At 62.7% G+C, this 16,674-nt stretch carries 14 protein-coding genes; 9 read left to right on the top strand and 5 right to left on the bottom strand.

Translation table 11 applies throughout. The features are described from left to right. Positions 1-2: 2 nt before the first annotated feature. The 5 genes from ACWPW0_RS15760 to ACWPW0_RS15740 form a co-directional block, all read right to left on the bottom strand. A complete protein-coding gene (locus ACWPW0_RS15760; protein ID WP_454255798.1) occupies positions 3-332 on the bottom strand; it encodes a copper-binding protein in 330 nt (109 codons plus the stop codon). Continuing rightward, positions 329-3,487 carry an efflux RND transporter permease subunit gene (locus ACWPW0_RS15755; RefSeq protein ID WP_454255797.1) on the bottom strand — a complete coding sequence of 1,053 codons (3,159 nt, stop codon included), beginning with the start codon at positions 3,485-3,487 and terminating at the stop codon, positions 329-331. The genes ACWPW0_RS15760 and ACWPW0_RS15755 overlap by 4 nt, the downstream gene beginning before the upstream one ends. Next, the gene (locus ACWPW0_RS15750; RefSeq protein ID WP_454255796.1) at positions 3,484-4,959 is read right to left on the bottom strand and encodes an efflux RND transporter periplasmic adaptor subunit; all 1,476 of its coding nucleotides are present in this window, start codon (positions 4,957-4,959) and stop codon (positions 3,484-3,486) included. The genes ACWPW0_RS15755 and ACWPW0_RS15750 overlap by 4 nt, the downstream gene beginning before the upstream one ends. Then, complete coding sequence (locus ACWPW0_RS15745) at positions 4,956-6,212, bottom strand: TolC family protein (protein WP_454255795.1); 1,257 nt, start codon at positions 6,210-6,212, stop codon at positions 4,956-4,958. The genes ACWPW0_RS15750 and ACWPW0_RS15745 overlap by 4 nt, the downstream gene beginning before the upstream one ends. A 95-nt stretch (positions 6,213-6,307) precedes the next feature. Then, positions 6,308-6,649: a hypothetical protein gene (locus ACWPW0_RS15740; RefSeq protein ID WP_454255794.1), complete on the bottom strand. Its 342-nt coding sequence runs from the start codon at positions 6,647-6,649 to the stop codon at positions 6,308-6,310. Positions 6,650-7,166: 517 nt separating this feature from the next. Here ACWPW0_RS15740 and ACWPW0_RS15735 point away from each other — a divergent pair. From ACWPW0_RS15735 to astD, 9 genes are all read left to right on the top strand, one after another. Further along, entirely contained in the window at positions 7,167-7,943 is a 777-nt protein-coding gene (locus ACWPW0_RS15735; RefSeq protein WP_447592843.1) for an ABC transporter substrate-binding protein, read from the top strand. Between the two features lie 115 nt (positions 7,944-8,058). Then, positions 8,059-8,748 carry an ABC transporter permease gene (locus ACWPW0_RS15730; protein ID WP_454255793.1) on the top strand — a complete coding sequence of 230 codons (690 nt, stop codon included), beginning with the start codon at positions 8,059-8,061 and terminating at the stop codon, positions 8,746-8,748. A gap of 10 nt (positions 8,749-8,758) precedes the next feature. Beyond that, on the top strand, positions 8,759-9,457 hold the full coding sequence (locus ACWPW0_RS15725) for an ABC transporter permease (protein WP_447592840.1): 699 nt from the start codon (positions 8,759-8,761) through the stop codon (positions 9,455-9,457). Positions 9,458-9,496: 39 nt separating this feature from the next. Continuing rightward, positions 9,497-10,261 carry an ABC transporter ATP-binding protein gene (locus ACWPW0_RS15720; protein WP_447592839.1) on the top strand — a complete coding sequence of 255 codons (765 nt, stop codon included), beginning with the start codon at positions 9,497-9,499 and terminating at the stop codon, positions 10,259-10,261. An 82-nt stretch (positions 10,262-10,343) separates the two neighbouring features. Continuing rightward, entirely contained in the window at positions 10,344-11,330 is a 987-nt protein-coding gene (locus tag ACWPW0_RS15715) for a GlxA family transcriptional regulator (protein WP_447592838.1), read from the top strand. A 234-nt stretch (positions 11,331-11,564) separates the two neighbouring features. Then, a complete protein-coding gene (locus ACWPW0_RS15710) occupies positions 11,565-12,785 on the top strand; it encodes an aspartate aminotransferase family protein (protein ID WP_447592836.1) in 1,221 nt (406 codons plus the stop codon). 303 nt (positions 12,786-13,088) lie between these two features. Beyond that, positions 13,089-14,105, top strand: a complete 1,017-nt coding sequence (aruF, locus tag ACWPW0_RS15705) for an arginine/ornithine succinyltransferase subunit alpha (RefSeq protein ID WP_447592834.1) — start codon at positions 13,089-13,091, stop codon at positions 14,103-14,105. A 78-nt stretch (positions 14,106-14,183) separates the two neighbouring features. Further along, a complete protein-coding gene (gene astA / locus ACWPW0_RS15700) occupies positions 14,184-15,209 on the top strand; it encodes an arginine N-succinyltransferase (protein WP_447592833.1) in 1,026 nt (341 codons plus the stop codon). After that, positions 15,206-16,669 carry a succinylglutamate-semialdehyde dehydrogenase gene (gene astD / locus ACWPW0_RS15695; RefSeq protein WP_454255792.1) on the top strand — a complete coding sequence of 488 codons (1,464 nt, stop codon included), beginning with the start codon at positions 15,206-15,208 and terminating at the stop codon, positions 16,667-16,669. Before astA ends, astD begins: the two co-directional genes overlap by 4 nt. Positions 16,670-16,674 lie beyond the last annotated feature (5 nt).

The raw sequence follows: 16,674 nt of genomic DNA, 5'->3' as shown, positions 1-16,674 counted from the left end.
TCTTACTTCTTGATGGAGTCGATCACCGCACGACCGCCTTCGATGCGAAAGGTGAACGTGACGGCGTCTCCGCTCTTCAAGCCGGCCAACTGCTCCTCGGTGGCGGCAAAGGGCATGGTCATCGGTGGCCATTGCAGGCTGGGAACCGCACCGTGGGCGATGGTCACGCTGTGCCCGGTCAGATCGACGGTCTTGATCACGCCTTCAGCCTTGGCGACCGGTGCCCGCTGGGTTGCCTGCATGCCTTCCATTTCTTGCATGCCTTGCGCCTGGGCAGACAGGGCGAGTGCGACGACCAGGCCGCCCGCGATTGCAGTCAATATCGTTTTCATGGGGTGTTTCCTTTTGCTGGGGTGTGAGTGATCGGTAGGTCGCGGCGGCGCATCAAACGATAGGCTGCCGGGATGACAAACAGGGAGAGCAAGGGCGCAGTGAGCATGCCGCCGACCATGGGTGCGGCAATCCGGCTCATGATTTCGCCACCGGTGCCGCTGCCGAGCAGGATGGGCAGTAAACCGGCAATGATGACCGCCATGGTCATCGCCTTGGGCCGTACACGTTGTACCGCGCCTTCGCGAATCGCCGCGACAAGCCCCGGCTCGTTATGCTCGCCGAGCGCCAGGTGGGCGGACCAGGCATTTTTCAGATAAAGCAGCATGATCACGCCGAACTCGGCGGCCACACCCGCCAGGGCGATGAAGCCGACACCCGTGGCGACCGAGAGGTTGTAGCCCATTAGGTACAGCAGCCAGGCGCCACCGGTCAGGGCAAATGGCAACGTGGCCATGATCAGCAGGGCTTCATCGAGGCGGCCGAAGGTCAGGTAGAGCAGCACCAGAATGATCAGCAGCGTAGCGGGGACCATCAGCTTGAGCCGGGCGTTGGCCCGTTCGAGAAACTCGAATTGCCCGGAGTAGCTCAGGCTGATACCGGGCTGTAGCGTGACCTGCTCATTCACAGCCTGGCGCAGGTCGGCGACCACGGCGGCGATATCGCGCCCGCGCACATCGATGTACACCCAGGTCGATGGCCGTGCGTTTTCACTCTTGAGCATTGGCGGCCCTTCGTTGACCTCGATCTTCGCCACCGTGCCCAAGGTGATCTGACTGTCTTGGGCGGTATACAGCGGCAGTCGTTCAAGCGCATCGAGCGAGTCCCGCCATTCGCGGGGGTAGCGCACGTTGATCGGGAAGCGGGCCCGTCCTTCGATGACCTCGCCAATATTTTCGCCACCAATGGCACCGGCCACTATGGCCTGCACATCATCGATGTTCAGCCCGTAACGCGCAGCGGTCACGCGGTCGATATCCACATCGATGTAGCGGCCCCCGCTCAGACGCTCGGCGAATGCCGAGCTGACCCCGGTCACGCTGCGGGCAGCACGCTCGACGGCCCGGGCGGTAGCGTCGATCTGCTGCAGATCGGCGCCGGCAACTTTCACCCCGATGGGGCTCTTGATGCCCGTGGCGAGCATGTCGAGGCGGTTGCGGATGGGCGGCACCCACAGGTTGGTCAGGCCCGGAATGCGCACGGTCCGGTCCAGCTCCGCCACCAATTTTTCCTGGGTCATGCCCGGTCGCCATTGTTCGCGCGGTTTGAACACGATGGTGGTTTCGAACATTTCCAGGGGCGCCGGGTCGGTGGCGGTGTCGGCGCGGCCGGCCTTGCCGAAGACGTGCTCGACCTCCGGTACACGCTTGATCAGCCGGTCGGTCTGTTGCAGCAACTGCGCAGCTTTTTGTGCCGACAGCCCAGGTAACGCCGAGGGCATATAGAGCAGGTCGCCTTCGTCCAGTGGTGGCAGGAACTCACCTCCCAATCGGGATATCGGCCACCAGGCGCTGGCGAAGACCAGAAGCGCGATCAGTAGCGTCGCTTTCGGGCGCTGCAGTACCGCATTCAGGGCCGGCTCGTAGAGCCTGATCAGCCAGCGGTTGAGCGGGTTGTGTCGCTCGCCGGGGATCTGGCCGCGTATCCAGTAGCCCATCAATACCGGCACCAGCGTTACCGACAGGCCAGCGGCAGCGGCCATGGCATGCGTCTTGGTCAGCGCCAGCGGGGCGAACAGACGGCCTTCCTGTGCCTGCAGGGTGAATACCGGGATGAACGACAGGGTGATGATCAGCAGGCAGAAGAACAGGGCAGGGCCAACCTCGACGGCGGCTTCGGTGATCACGCGCCAGTGCTGTTCGCCATGCAGTTGTTTGCCCGGATGGGCGAGGTGCCAGGCTTCGATTTTCTTGTGGGCATTCTCGGTCATGACCACTGCGGCATCGACCATGGCACCGATGGCAATCGCGATACCGCCCAGGGACATGATGTTGGCGTTGATTCCCTGGTGGCGCATAACGATGAAGGCGATCAGCACGCCGACTGGCAGGGAGATGATCGCCACCAGTGATGAACGCAGATGCCAGAGGAAGGTCCCGCAGACCAGTGCGACCACGATGAATTCCTCGAGCAGCTTGTGGCTGAGGTTGGTCACGGCGCGGTCGATCAGTTTGCTGCGGTCGTAGGTGGTGACGACGTCCACGCCCGCCGGCAGGCTTTTCTGCAGTTCGTTCAGCTTGTCTTTCACGGCGCGGATGGTTTCGCGGGCATTCTTGCCGCTGCGCAGGATCACCACGCCACCCACCGCTTCGCCTTCGCCATCCAGCTCGCTGATGCCGCGGCGCATCTCCGGTCCGGTCTGTACGCTGGCGACATCGCCAAGGGTGACCGGTATGGCGCCTGCACTCAGCCTGAGCGGAATGGCGCGAAAGTCATCGAGTGTTTTCAGGTAACCGGAGGCCCGCACCATGAATTCGGCCTCCGCCATTTCCAGCACTGCACCGCCGGTTTCCTGGTTTGCCCGACCGATTGCAGCGGTCACGTCGGCCTGGGTGATGCCCAGGCTGGCAAGTTTCAACGGGTCCAGCTGAACCTGATACTGCTTGACCATGCCGCCGACGGTGGCCACCTCCGCAATGTTTGGCAGGGTCTTGAGCTCGAACTTGAGGAACCAGTCTTGCAGGGCCCGCAGCTGCGCGAGGTCGTGGCCGCCCGTGCGGTCGACCAGGGCGTACTGGAAGATCCAGCCGACACCGGTGGCGTCCGGCCCCAGTGCCGGCTTGGCGCCGGCCGGCAGGCGACTCTGCGCCTGGTTCAGGTATTCCAGGACCCGTGAGCGCGCCCAGTACGGGTCGGTGCCGTCGTCGAACAGCACATGCACGAAGCTGTCGCCAAAGAAGGAGTAACCCCGCACATTCCGTGCGCCCGGCACCGAGAGCATGGTGGTCGTCAGTGGGTACGTCACCTGGTTCTCGACAATCTGTGGCGCCTGTCCGGGGTATGGGGTGCGGATGATCACCTGCACGTCGGACAGGTCCGGCAGCGCATCGATGGGCATGTTCTGCACCGACCAGATGCCCCACGCCGTGATGAACAGCGTGGCCAGGGATACCAGAAAACGATTGGCGACCGACCAGCGGATCAACGACGTGATCATGGTTGCCCCTCCATCTTCTCCAGGCGTTCGACACGCAGGCCGGTGTCGGTGCTGCTCACGGCGAAGTGCACGCTGTCACCCGCCTGGAAGCCCTGCGTCAATTCGGTTGTCGCCAGGGGAAAGGTCATGGTCATGCCGGGCATGCCCAGTGTGCTGAATGGGCCGTGGGCGAGGGTGATGCTACCCGCGCCGATCTCGATGATGCGCCCCTCCGTTTCATGCAGCGCAGGGCTCGTGGCGCTTGGTGCGGGGGCATCCAGCGGTCGTGCAAGCATGCCCCTGAGGCTGGCTTCCGAGTCGAGCAGGAATTGCCCGGACGCCACCACGCGCTGTCCCTCGCTCAGCCCGGCGACTATCGTGGTTTTGCCGTTGTCATCATGCCCGACCTGTACTTCTTGCGGTCGATAATGCCCCGCGTCTTCGACGAGCATGACCAGTGCGCGGCGCCCGGTGCGGATGATGGAGTCGCTGGGGAGCCAGAGGACAGGTTGCGGGGTCGAGCGTACGATGCTGACCCGCGCGGTGAGGCCTGCGCTGAGTTGTCCATCCGGGTTGGGCAGCTCGACGCGTACCCGAAGGGTGCGGCTGCCCGGATCGGCTTCCGGAAGAATCGCGCTGATGGTGCCGTGCAGGACCTTTTCTGGATAGGCCGGCAAGCGCACGTCGACCTTTTGCCCTGGCGCAATCGATCCTGCCTCCGCTTCCGGAACCGCCATGGCCAGCCACACGCTATCCAGGCCATTGATGCGTGCCAGCGTCTGGCCGGTAGCCACTGTCATGCCGGTGCGAACGTTCAGTTCTTGCAGCACACCGCCAATCGGGCTGCTCAGGGTCAGGACGGGACGTACCTGGTCGCTCCGCTCCAGTTCGGCAATCAATGCTGGTGGCATGCCCGTGAGGCGCAGGCGTTGACGAGCAGCCGCCAGCAAGCCGGCATCCCCACTGCGTTTGAGCGCGAGAAACTCTTCCTGGGCCGCGGCCCATTCGGGAATCAGGATATCGGCCAGCGGGGCATTGGCCGTGACGACATCGCCTGGTGCATGGGCATAGACCCGCTCTACGAAACCAGAGGTACGCGCCTGGACGATGGCGACATCCCGTTCGTTGAGCGTCAGGGTGCCGGACACATCCAGCTGCGACGCGAGTACACCGCGAGTGACTGTTGCCAGGCGCATTCCCAGGTTTTGCGCGAGGCCGGGATCGATGTGCACGGCGCTGTCGTTCCCTGTGTCCTCGGCGTAGCGGGGGACCAGTTGCATGTCCATGAACGGTGATTTACCCGGGCCATCGAATTTCTGCTGTGGGTACATCGGGTCGTACCAGTACAGGGGCTTGCGTTCAGTGGGGGTGGCGTTCGTCAACTCGGCTGTTGCTGCCGCGTGTGGCTGCCGGGCCAGCCAGTAGCCGGCGCCGCCACCGAGGACGAGCGATGCACAGCAAAGCAGGGCTGCTTTATGGCGTGAGCGGTTCATTGCGCGTACTCCCCGTAGGCGAAATGCAGGCGGGCATTGGAAAGGGCTCGCTGCTCTTCGGTGTCGATCTGCGTGAGGCGGGTTTCGATCAGTTCACGGCGTGCGCTGATCACCGAGGCCAGGTCCGCCTTGCCGGCGCGATAGCTGCTCAGGCTGAGCGCGGCTTTCTCTTCGGCCAGGGGGATCAGACTGTCGTGGTTACGCCGTACGGCGCGATTCAGGCTGGCGTAGTTGGCCAGTTCGTCTTCCAGTTGCTGGATATGCTCACGTGACAGGGCTTCGCGCTCGGCTTCGAGTTGTTCGGCTTGGGCCAGGCTGGCGGCGATCAGCGGGTTTTGCCGGGTGTCGGGAAAAAGGGGCAGGGTCCATGAAAGTTGCAGGTTGACCATGTCGCCGAACTCTCTGTCACGGTGCTGGTAATCAACCTCCCAGCTCCAGTCAGACTGTTTTTCTGCTTTGGCTTGGCGAATTCTGGCTTGTGCCTCGCGGGCCATGGGGGCGAACGCTGCCAGTTCGGGGTGGGCTTGCAGCGTGTGGTGGTAGTCCGAACCATCGACCGGCCATTCGGGTGGGGCGCCTGCCAGCGTGTCGTTGGCGGCCGGCCCGATCCAGCGCCTGAGGGCGGCCCTGTTTTGTGCCTGCTGACGCGCCAGGTCGTCCTGCCGCTGCTCCAGTAATGCTGCTTCCTGCTTGGGTGCTACGGCGTCGGCAGCTTGAGCGCTGCCGCCGACAATCCGCGCACGAACCGTGTCGGCCAGCAGGCGATTTTCGCTGTGGAAGTCCTGGAGGACAGCCTGCTTGCGCTCTGCGTAGTAACTGCCGATCCAGGCCAGTGCTACGGACTGGCGGATATTCAGGCGCGCAATACGGCGTTCGGCAGCAGCGCGATCAATGCCGGCATTCGCGACCTCGATGCGAGCTTCGCGCTTGTCGCGGTTGGGCACCTCCTGTCTGATGCCGACCATGCGCATGGTCATGGCGTCACGGTCGATGTCCCAGCGGTCCGGGCCGCCAATCGGGTAGTTCTGCACGCCGAGTACCAGGCTGGGGTCTGGCAGCTCGCCGGCTGCGATGGCCGCGCTGCTGGCCGCGCGGTACTTGGCATCTTGCGCCATCAGCGACGGCGCGTTGTCTTCGGCCAGCCGCAAGGCCTCATCGAACGTCAGGGGGGCGGCATGACCTGGCAGCGCAAGCGCAGCCGCCAGTAGGCCGACCACGAGGGGCCAGCCCGTGCAATGGCACGTGGAGTTCATCTTTATCGATTCCTGCAGTGATCCGCTGCTCGCCAGGTAGGCGCGCAGCTACGCCACTCCGCGCAAACGGAGTGGGGCTCAGCGTGGAGCAGGAATCAGGCGCAGGGAGGTCGCCACACCCCAGCAGGCGGCTGGATGGGCAGGATGTCGCTGACGAAAGCGGGGGCGGTGGTGTTGGGGCGTGTAAGCGGGGTTTTGATAACCGAGACCTGCAGCATGCTGCCGGTCTTGCATTCCTGGCCTGCCTTGCAGGGCTTGCCGTGTTCGCTGGGGCTTTTCGTGTCGTCGCAGCAGTCCATCTCCATCCCGGCCATCACCGTCATGCCCATGGCTTGCATGGGGCATGGCTCGGCAGGCGATTGCACTCCCGCCATTCCTTTGAGAGGAAGCGCCAGGGTCAGCAGGAGAATGAGGCAGAGCCGCAAGTAGCGTGTCATGGAGCGCGAGTCTAGTGCTTGGCGATGACGCTTACAATTGGCGACGTGAGTAGCACCTGGGGCATTCAGCGGGCGAGCGTGGCCGATGAATATCGACTTCTCCAGGTGTTACCGCGGGTTCTGTAACCTGGCGTGCACCAGGTTGGGCAGTCAGGGAACAACCAGCGCCTGTTGTGACGCGTTCGCGAAAATACAAAGTCCCCGGATGGCCCGATCTAGAAGGCTTTTGCTTTTTGTGGCGTGTTTATTGCTTTTTTGATCGGTTGAACTTCATTTCTCTCTGGTCATGTTTTTTTTGGCCTGTCAATATGCTGCGCCTGTGTGGCTGGCGGTTCTGTAATTAGTTGTCGCTTTGAAGAAATATCGGTCTTCCCCCTGCCGCTAGAATGCCGCCCACTCGGCCTGTGGTGTTTTGCCAGCCTGTTGGCAGCAAACACGGCGACACTTTCTACAATTCAAGCACGGCCTGGCGAATTTCCTCCTGCCCTATGCTGTTCCCATTCCAAGGAGTCATTACATGAAGAAGGTCCTGCTTCTCGGCACATTGGCGCTTTGCGCATTCAGCGCGTTGGTCCAGGCGGCTGAAAAACCGCTGCGCATTGGTATCGAAGCGGCCTATCCGCCCTTCGCTTACAAGACACCGGAAGGCAATATCACCGGCTTCGACTACGACATCGGCATGGCCCTGTGCGAAGAGATGAAGGTCGAGTGCAAGTGGATCGAGCAGGAATTCGATGGCCTGATCCCGGCTCTCAAGGTGCGCAAGTTCGATGCGATCCTGTCGTCCATGTCGATCACCGATGACCGCAAGAAATCGGTCGACTTCACTGGCAAGTACTACGCGACCCCGGCCAAGCTGGCGATGAAGGCGGGTAGCCAGATGAACGACCCGCAGACCGACCTCAAAGGCAAGAAGATCGGCGTGCAGCGTTCCTCCGTGTATGACCGCTACGCCACCGATGTCTTCGCCGCTGCCGGTGCCGAGATCGTGCGCTACAGCTCGCAGAACGAAGTGTTCCTCGACCTGACCTCGGGGCGCCTGGACGCCACCCTGGCGGACTCGGTGAATATCGACGACGGCTTCCTCAAGACCGATGCCGGCAAGAACTTCGCTTTCGTCGGCCCCGACTTCACCGATGAGAAGTACTTCGGCGAAGGCCAGGGCATTGCCGTGCGCAAGGGCGACAAGGCCCTGGCGGATAAGATCAGCGCCGCCATTCTGGCGATTCGTGCCAACGGTAAGTACAAGGCCGTACAGGACAAGTACTTCCAGTTCGACGTCTACGGCAAGTAACGGCTGACGCCTTCCTTCCGGGAAGGTAGTCCGCAGGGCGGGGCAGGGCGTTGGCTCCTTGTCCCGACCCGCTGCCCACGGGCACGTCCTCCTGCTTCCCTGAGGTTTTGCACTCATGCTCAACGGCTACGGCTCGACCATTCTCGATGGCGCCTGGCTCACCCTGGGTCTGGCCCTGTCCTCGATGGCGGTGGCTATTGTCCTCGGTCTGCTCGGGGCGGCTTTTCGCCTGTCGCCTCGCCGCGGGCTGGCGTTGCTTGGTGAGACCTACGCCACGGTGATTCGCGGCATTCCCGATCTGGTACTGATCCTGCTGATCTTCTACGGCGGCCAGGAGATGGTGAACCGTGTAGCTCCGTTGCTGGGCTATGAGGACTACATCGATATCAACCCGTTTGTTGCCGGCGTGTTCACCTTGGGCTTCATCTTTGGTGCGTACCTCTCGGAAACCTTCCGGGGTGCGTTCATGGCCATTCCCAAGGGGCAGGCCGAAGCGGGCGCAGCCTATGGCATGAGTGGTGGGCAGGTGTTCTTCCGCATCCTCGTGCCGCAGATGATCCGCTTTGCCATTCCCGGCTTCACCAACAACTGGCTGGTGCTGACCAAGGCCACCGCGCTGGTGTCGTTGATCGGCCTGCAGGACATGATGTTCAAGGCCAAGAGCGCGGCCGATGCGACGCGTGAGCCCTTTACCTTCTTCCTGGCCGTGGCGGCGCTGTACCTGGTGCTGACCACCGTTTCCCTGCTGGGCTTGCGCCTGCTGGAGAAGCGCTATTCCACCGGCATCAAGGCTGCCGAACTGTGAGGGCGCTCCTGTGATCTTCGACTACGCCGTGATCTGGGACAGCCTGCCGCTGTATTTCGGCGGTGTGCTGGTAACCCTCAAATTGTTGCTGATCGCCCTGGCGTTCGGTCTGCTGCTGGCGGTGCCGCTGGCATTGATGCGGGTATCGAAGCACCCGGCGATCAACTTTCCGGCCTGGCTGTATACCTACGTGATCCGTGGCACGCCGATGCTGGTGCAGTTGTTCCTCATCTACTACGGTCTGGCCCAGTTCGATGCGGTGAAAAACAGCGTGTTGTGGCCCTGGCTGTCGAATGCCACCTTCTGCGCCTGCCTGGCCTTCGCCATCAACACCAGTGCCTATACCGCGGAAATCCTCGCCGGCAGCCTGAAAGCTACGCCCCATGGCGAGATCGAGGCGGCCAAGGCCATGGGCATGTCGCGCATCAAGCTGTATCGCCGCATCCTGCTGCCATCGGCCCTGCGTCGCGCGCTGCCGCAGTACAGCAATGAAGTGATCATGATGCTGCACACCACCAGCCTGGCGTCGGTGGTGACCCTGATCGACATCACCGGCGCGGCCAAGACCGTCAACGCGCAGTACTACCTGTCGTTCGAGGCTTACCTGACCGCCGCGGCGTTCTACCTGTGCCTGACCTTCATCCTGGTGCGCCTGTTCAAGCTGGCCGAGCGCCGCTGGCTGGCCTATATGGCGCCGCGCAAGGCTTGAGCCGCGCCCTCACCGAATTCGCTATCGAGAGTCGAGACCATGTACAAACTCGAAGTTCAGGATCTGCACAAGCGCTACGGCGACCATGAAGTGCTCAAGGGCGTTTCTCTGGCAGCGAAGGCGGGCGACGTCATCAGCATCATCGGTTCCAGCGGCTCGGGCAAAAGTACCTTCCTGCGCTGCATCAACCTGCTCGAACAGCCCCATGGCGGCAAGATTCTGCTCAACGGCGAAGCGCTCAAGCTGGTGGCGAACAAGGATGGTGCGCTCAAGGCGGCCGATCCTAAACAGTTGCAGCGCATGCGCTCGCGCCTGGCGATGGTGTTCCAGCACTTCAACCTGTGGGCGCACATGAGCGCGCTGGAAAACGTTATCGAAGCGCCCGTTCATGTGTTGGGCATGTCGAAAAAAGAAGCGCTGGAAAAGGCCGAGCACTACCTGGCCAAGGTAGGCGTGGCGCACCGCAAGGATGCCTACCCGGCGCACATGAGTGGCGGCGAGCAACAGCGTGTGGCAATCGCCCGCGCGCTCGCCATGGAGCCCGAGGTCATGCTGTTCGACGAGCCGACCTCGGCGCTCGACCCGGAGTTGGTGGGCGAAGTGCTCAAGGTGATGAAAGACCTAGCACTCGAGGGGCGCACCATGGTGGTGGTGACCCACGAGATGGGCTTTGCTCGCGAGGTCTCCAATCAGTTGGTGTTCTTGCATAAAGGTGTTGTCGAAGAAACCGGTTGCCCGAAAGAAGTGCTGGCCAATCCCCAATCCGAGCGGCTCAAGCAGTTTCTTTCCGGCAGCCTCAAGTAGATTCAATGCGTTCTCTTCGCCACGGCAGTTTTTACGCAGCTTGAATTGGCCTTTTACCGACAACGGACCCTAGACTGCTCCCATGACAGCCACTGCCCACTGCATCGGTTTCCTGATCTGGCCTGAAACACGGCCCATGACCCTGGCCCTGGCCGAGGAAGCCCTGTGCGTGGCGCAGCGCGTGCACCCCGAGGTGGCGTACGAAGTGCGCTTCCTGCAGGCCGACCGGATGCCCGACGAAGGTTGGCGCATGCCGGGCGAGCAGTGGGTGGGGCGACTGGAGGGGTGTCAGCGGGTTTTCCTCCTGGCGGATGAGCCGCCCGCATCGATTTCTCCGCCCCTGGCTACGGCGCTCAAGCAGATGGCGCGAACCGGTTGCCTGATCGGCGGGCTGTCTGCCGGGGTCTATCCGCTGGCCCAGCTCGGTTTGCTTGATGGCTACCGTGCCGCCGTGCACTGGCGCTGGCAGGACGACTTCGCCGAGCGCTTCCCCAAGGTCATTGCCACCAGCCACCTGTTCGATTGGGACCGTGATCGCCTGACGGCGTGTGGTGGTCTGGCGGTGCTCGATCTGCTTCTGGCGGTGTTGGCGCGTGACCATGGTGCCGAGTTGGCGGGTGCGGTGAGCGAGGAATTGGTGGTCGAGCGCATTCGCGAAGGCGGCGAGCGTCAGCGCATTCCCCTGCAGAATCGCATCGGCTCCAGCCACCCCAAGCTGACCCAGGCGGTGCTGCTGATGGAGGCCAACATCGAAGAACCGTTGACCACCGATGAAATCGCCACCCATGTGTGCGTCTCGCGCCGGCAGTTGGAGCGTATCTTCAAGCAGTACCTCAATCGCGTGCCCAGCCAATACTACCTGGAGCTACGGTTGAACAAGGCCCGCCAGTTGCTGATGCAGACCAGCAAATCGATCATCCAGATCGGCTTGTCCTGCGGTTTTTCCAGCGGTCCTCACTTCTCCAGTGCCTATCGCAACTTCTTCGGCGCCACGCCACGCGAAGACCGAAACCAGCGTCGCAGCACCAGTCCATTCGAGATCGCGCCGAGCACCTCCGAGCGCGGTTGAGCCTGTTCTTCACCGCGCTGTGACAAATTTCCCGGGCTATGGCCCGCCAGGGCTTGGCTGCGTTTAAACTGCGCAATTCCGCTGCTTTCTGTCGCATTGCTGCAAGCCTCGGAAAATCACGGGTTGCCGCTGTAATAAGTTGTCGCTTGGCGGCAATGCGGGCCCGTTATCAATCCCTACAATCGTTTCATCACCTGCCATTGAGTGCCGGTGTTCCTTATCAGGAGAGCTCCGATGTCCGTTCAGCACGATCCGGTGCAACGCGCCGATTTCGACCAGGTCATGGTCCCCAACTATGCTCCCGCCGCCTTCGTTCCGGTGCGTGGCCAGGGTTCGCGAGTCTGGGATCAGAGCGGTCGAGAGCTGATCGACTTCGCCGGCGGTATCGCGGTCAACGTGCTGGGTCACTGCCATCCGGCCCTGGTCAATGCCCTGACCGTGCAAGCCAATACCCTGTGGCATATTTCCAATGTGTTCACCAACGAGCCGACCCTGCGTCTGGCGAAGAAGCTGGTGGACGCGACCTTTGCCGAGCGCGTGTTCTTCTGCAACTCCGGCGCCGAGGCCAACGAAGCGGCCTTCAAGCTGGCACGTCGTGTAGCGCATGACCGTTTCGGCCCGCAGAAGCACGAGATCATCGCGGCCACCAACAGCTTCCATGGTCGGACCCTGTTCACCGTCAGCGTTGGCGGCCAGCCCAAGTATTCCGATGGCTTCGGGCCGAAGATCGAAGGCATCACCCATGTGCCTTACAACGATCTGGAAGCACTGAAGGCGGCGATTTCCGACAAGACCTGCGCCGTGGTGCTGGAGCCGATCCAGGGTGAGAGCGGTGTGGTGCCGGCGGATCAGGCGTATCTGGAAGGCGCGCGCAAGCTGTGTGACGAGCACAATGCCCTGCTGGTCTTCGATGAAGTGCAGACCGGCATGGGCCGGACCGGCGAACTGTTCGCCTACATGCACTACGGCGTCACGCCAGACATCCTGTCCAGCGCCAAGAGCCTGGGTGGTGGCTTCCCGATTGCCGCGATGCTGACTACCACCGACCTGGCCAAGCACCTGGCCGTCGGCACCCATGGCACCACCTACGGTGGCAACCCGCTGGCCTGTGCGGTCGGCGAGGCGGTCATGGATATCGTCAACACCGCGCAGGTACTGGACGGGGTCAAGGCCAAGCATGACCAGTTCAAGACGCGTCTGCTGGCTATCGGTGAGCGTTATGGCCTGTTCAATGAAGTACGTGGCATGGGCCTGCTGATCGGGTGCGTGCTGAATGACGCCTGGAAAGGCAAGGCCAAGGCCGTGCTCGATGCTGCCGTGGCGGAGAACCTCATGGTGCTGCAGGCCAGCCCGGATGTGGTGCGTTTCGCCCCGAGCCTGGTGGTCGAGGACGAGGACATCACCGAAGGTCTGGACCGTTTCGAACGTGCCGTGGCCAAGCTGGTCCAGGGTTGATGCAGGGTTGATGCAGGGTTGATGCAGGGTTGATGCAGGGTTGATAGAAGTGCCGTGCGATGGCGCGGCGCTGGATCGGCGGCACAGGGAGGTGTCGCCTTGTTCTCAGGATGAGCGATTTCATGTGCGGTTGGGCCTCGTCCCGACGTTTCTCCAGGGGGCTCTCGCGAGCTGTTTGGAGCTTTTATTCATCAGCGCCTGTTCAACGTCTCGTGAACTGGCCTCGACCTCATGCCATGCGCCGGGGTTGCTGTGCCGCTCCTTTGACAGGCCCTAAGCGCTTTCTTGGAAAGGAGTAAGGCCATGCTGGTCATGCGTCCCGCGCAGCTGTCCGACCTCGCCGAAGTGCAACGGCTGGCGGCGGACAGCCCGGTTGGCGTCACGTCCTTGCCGGACGATGCCAGTCGTCTGGGCGACAAGATCGCCGCCTCGGAGGCATCCTTCACGGCGGAGGTCAGCTTCAATGGCGAGGAAAGCTATTTCTTCGTCCTCGAAGACAGTGCCAGTGGTCGCCTGCTTGGTTGCTCCGGCATCGTTGCCTCGGCGGGTTACTCGGAGCCCTTCTACAGCTTCCGTAACGAGACATTCGTGCATGCCTCGCGCTCGTTGTCGATCCACAACAAGATTCACGTGCTCTCGTTGTGCCACGACCTGACCGGCAACAGCCTGCTCACCAGTTTCTATGTGCAGCCTGAGCTGGTTGACAGCGTTTACGCCGAACTCAACTCCCGCGCCCGTCTGTTGTTCCTCGCCAGCCACCCCGAGCGTTTCGCCGATGCGGTGGTGGTGGAAATCGTCGGCGACAGTGACGAGCACGGCGACTCGCCGTTCTGGGATGCGGTCGGGCGCAACTTCTTCGACATGAACTATGCCGAGGCGGAGCGTCTGTGTGGCCTGAAGAGCCGCACTTTCCTCGCCGAGCTGATGCCGCATTACCCGATCTATGTGCCACTGCTTCCCGACCGTGCTCAGGAAGCCATGGGCCTGGTGCATCCGCGTGCGCAGGTGACGTTCGACATCCTCATGCGTGAGGGTTTCGAGACCGACCATTACATCGACATTTTCGACGGTGGCCCGACGTTGCACGCGCGCACTTCGGGTATCCGTTCCATTGCCCAGAGCCGCGTGGTGCCTGTACGCATCGGTGAGGCAGGCAAGGGCGGTCGCGAATACCTGGTCAGCAACGGCCAGTTGCAGGACTTTCGCGCCATCGTTGCCGACCTGGACTGGGTTCCCGGCAAGCCGGTGACATTGTCGGCTGAGGCTGCGGATGTACTGGGGGTTGGTGAAGGCGCCAGCGTCAGGCTGGTTGCGGTCTAGAGAACTGTGGGCGGGCCGCCAGCCTGCCTGTCACTGTGTAGTTTGCCGCTTGATGCGTTGAGTTGATCCGGAGGATCCATGATCGTTCGTCCCGTGCGTAACGCCGATTTGCCGGCGCTGTTCGACCTGGCCCGCAGTACTGGTGCCGGGCTGACCACCTTGCCGGCCAACGAGGAGCGTCTGGCGCATCGGGTCGGCTGGGCGGAAAAAGCCTTTCGTGGCGAGGCCGAGCGGGCCGATGCCGATTACCTGTTCGTGCTCGAAGACGATGACGGTAAGGTAGTCGGTATTTCCGCAGTGGCGGGCGCTGTCGGCTTGCGCGAGCCCTGGTACAACTACCGCGTCGGTCTCACTGTCTGCGCCTCGCAGGAGCTGAAGATCTACCGCGAGATTCCCACGCTGTTCCTGGCCAACGACCTGACCGGCAACTCCGAGTTGTGCTCGCTGTTCCTGCATGCGGACCACCGCACGGGCCTCAATGGTCGCCTGCTGTCGAAGGCACGCTTCCTGTTCATCGCCGAGTTCCGCGAGCTGTTTGGTGACAAGGTGATCGCCGAGATGCGTGGCATGTCGGATGCCGCCGGGCGCTCGCCCTTCTGGGAAAGCCTCGGTCGGCACTTCTTCAAGATGGAGTTCAGCCAGGCCGATTACCTGACCGGGGTCGGCAACAAGGCCTTCATCGCCGAGCTGATGCCCAAGTTTCCGCTCTATACCTGCTTTTTGTCCGAAGACGCGCGCAACGTCATTGGGCGCGTGCACCCCGATACCGAGCCGGCGCTGGCCATGCTCAAGGGCGAGGGGTTCAGCAACCAGGGCTTCGTCGATATCTTCGACGCCGGCCCGGCCATCGAAGCGGAAACGGCGAAGATCCGTGCGGTGCGTGACAGCCAGACCCTGGTGTTGGCGGTCGGCACGCCGGGGGATTCCGCCACGCCGTATCTGATCCATAACCGCAAGCGTGAAGACTGCCGCATCACCGCCGCACCGGCCCGTGCTGTTGCCGGCACTCTGGTGGTGGATGCGCAGACGGCCAAGCGCCTGCAACTGGCCGTCGGTGCTCAGGTACGGGCTGTCGCGCTGTCGTCTCGGGAGGCGCAAGCATGAGTACGCATTTCATCGCAGGCAGTTGGCAACCAGGGCAGGGTGATGCATTCGTCTCGCTCAACCCGGTGACTCAGGAAACCCTCTGGTCTGGTCAGGCTGCCAGCGCCGAGCAGGTCGATGCCGCCGTGCGGGCTGCCCGTGCCGCCTTTCCGGCCTGGGCGCGCCGCTCGCTGGATGAGCGCATTGCCGTGCTCGAACGTTTTGCCGCCACCCTCAAGACGCACGCCGATGAACTGGCTCGCTGCATCGGCGAGGAAACCGGCAAGCCGCTGTGGGAATCCGCGACCGAAGTGACCAGCATGGTCAACAAGGTTGCCATTTCCGTACAGAGCTACCGCGAGCGGACCGGGACCAAGAGCGGCCCGCTGGCAGATGCCACGGCGGTGCTGCGCCACAAGCCCCATGGCGTAGTGGCGGTCTTCGGCCCGTACAATTTTCCCGGTCACTTGCCCAATGGCCATATCGTCCCAGCGCTGCTGGCCGGCAACGCCGTAGTGTTCAAACCCAGTGAGCTGACGCCCAAGGTTGCCGAGCTGACGGTCAAGTGCTGGAGCGAAGCCGGTTTGCCGGCTGGTGTGCTCAACCTGGTGCACGGTGCACGGGAAACTGGCGCCGCGCTCGCGGCCCATGCCGGTATCGATGGCCTGTTCTTCACCGGCTCCAGCCGTACCGGCAACCTGATGCACAGCCAGTTCGCCGGCCGCCCGGACAAGATCCTTGCCCTGGAGATGGGCGGCAACAATCCGTTGGTGGTCGATCAGGTCGCCGATCTCGATGCGGCCGTCTACACAATCATCCAGTCCGCGTTCATCTCGGCAGGGCAGCGCTGTACGTGCGCACGTCGCCTGCTGGTGCCGCAGGGCGAGTGGGGTGACAAGCTGCTGGCGCGCCTGGTGGCGGTCAGCTCAACGATCAAGGTTGGGCGTTTTGACGAGCAGCCGGCACCGTTCATGGGCTCGGTGATTTCCCTGGACGCCGCCGAGCATCTGCTCAAGGCTCAGCGCCAACTGATCGAGCGAGGTGCGCTGTCATTGCTCGACATGTCGCAGCCACTGGCAAACGCCGCGCTGCTGACTCCGGGGATTCTCGACGTGACAGACGTTACCGAGCGCATCGACGAGGAGTTCTTCGGTCCGTTGCTACAGGTGATCCGCTACACCGACTTCGACGCCGCCATCGCCGAGGCCAATAACACCCAGTTCGGTCTGGCCGCTGGCCTGCTGTCGGATTCTGCCGAGCGTTACCAGCAGTTCCTCATCGAAAGCCGCGCCGGCATCGTCAACTGGAACAAACAGCTCACCGGCGCTGCCAGCAGTGCACCGTTCGGGGGTGTCGGGGCGTCCGGTAACCATCGCGCCAGCGCTTATTACGCGGCGGATTATTGCGCCTACCCGGTCGCCTCGCTGGAAAGCGAAACCCTGAGCCTGCCCGCCACCCTGACCCCGGGAGTAAGTCTGTGATGCCC

This window comes from Pseudomonas sp. Marseille-Q8238, assembly GCF_965111915.1.
The sequence above is the reverse complement of the archived record's forward strand: the minus strand, read 5'-3'. Positions and strand labels throughout refer to the sequence as shown.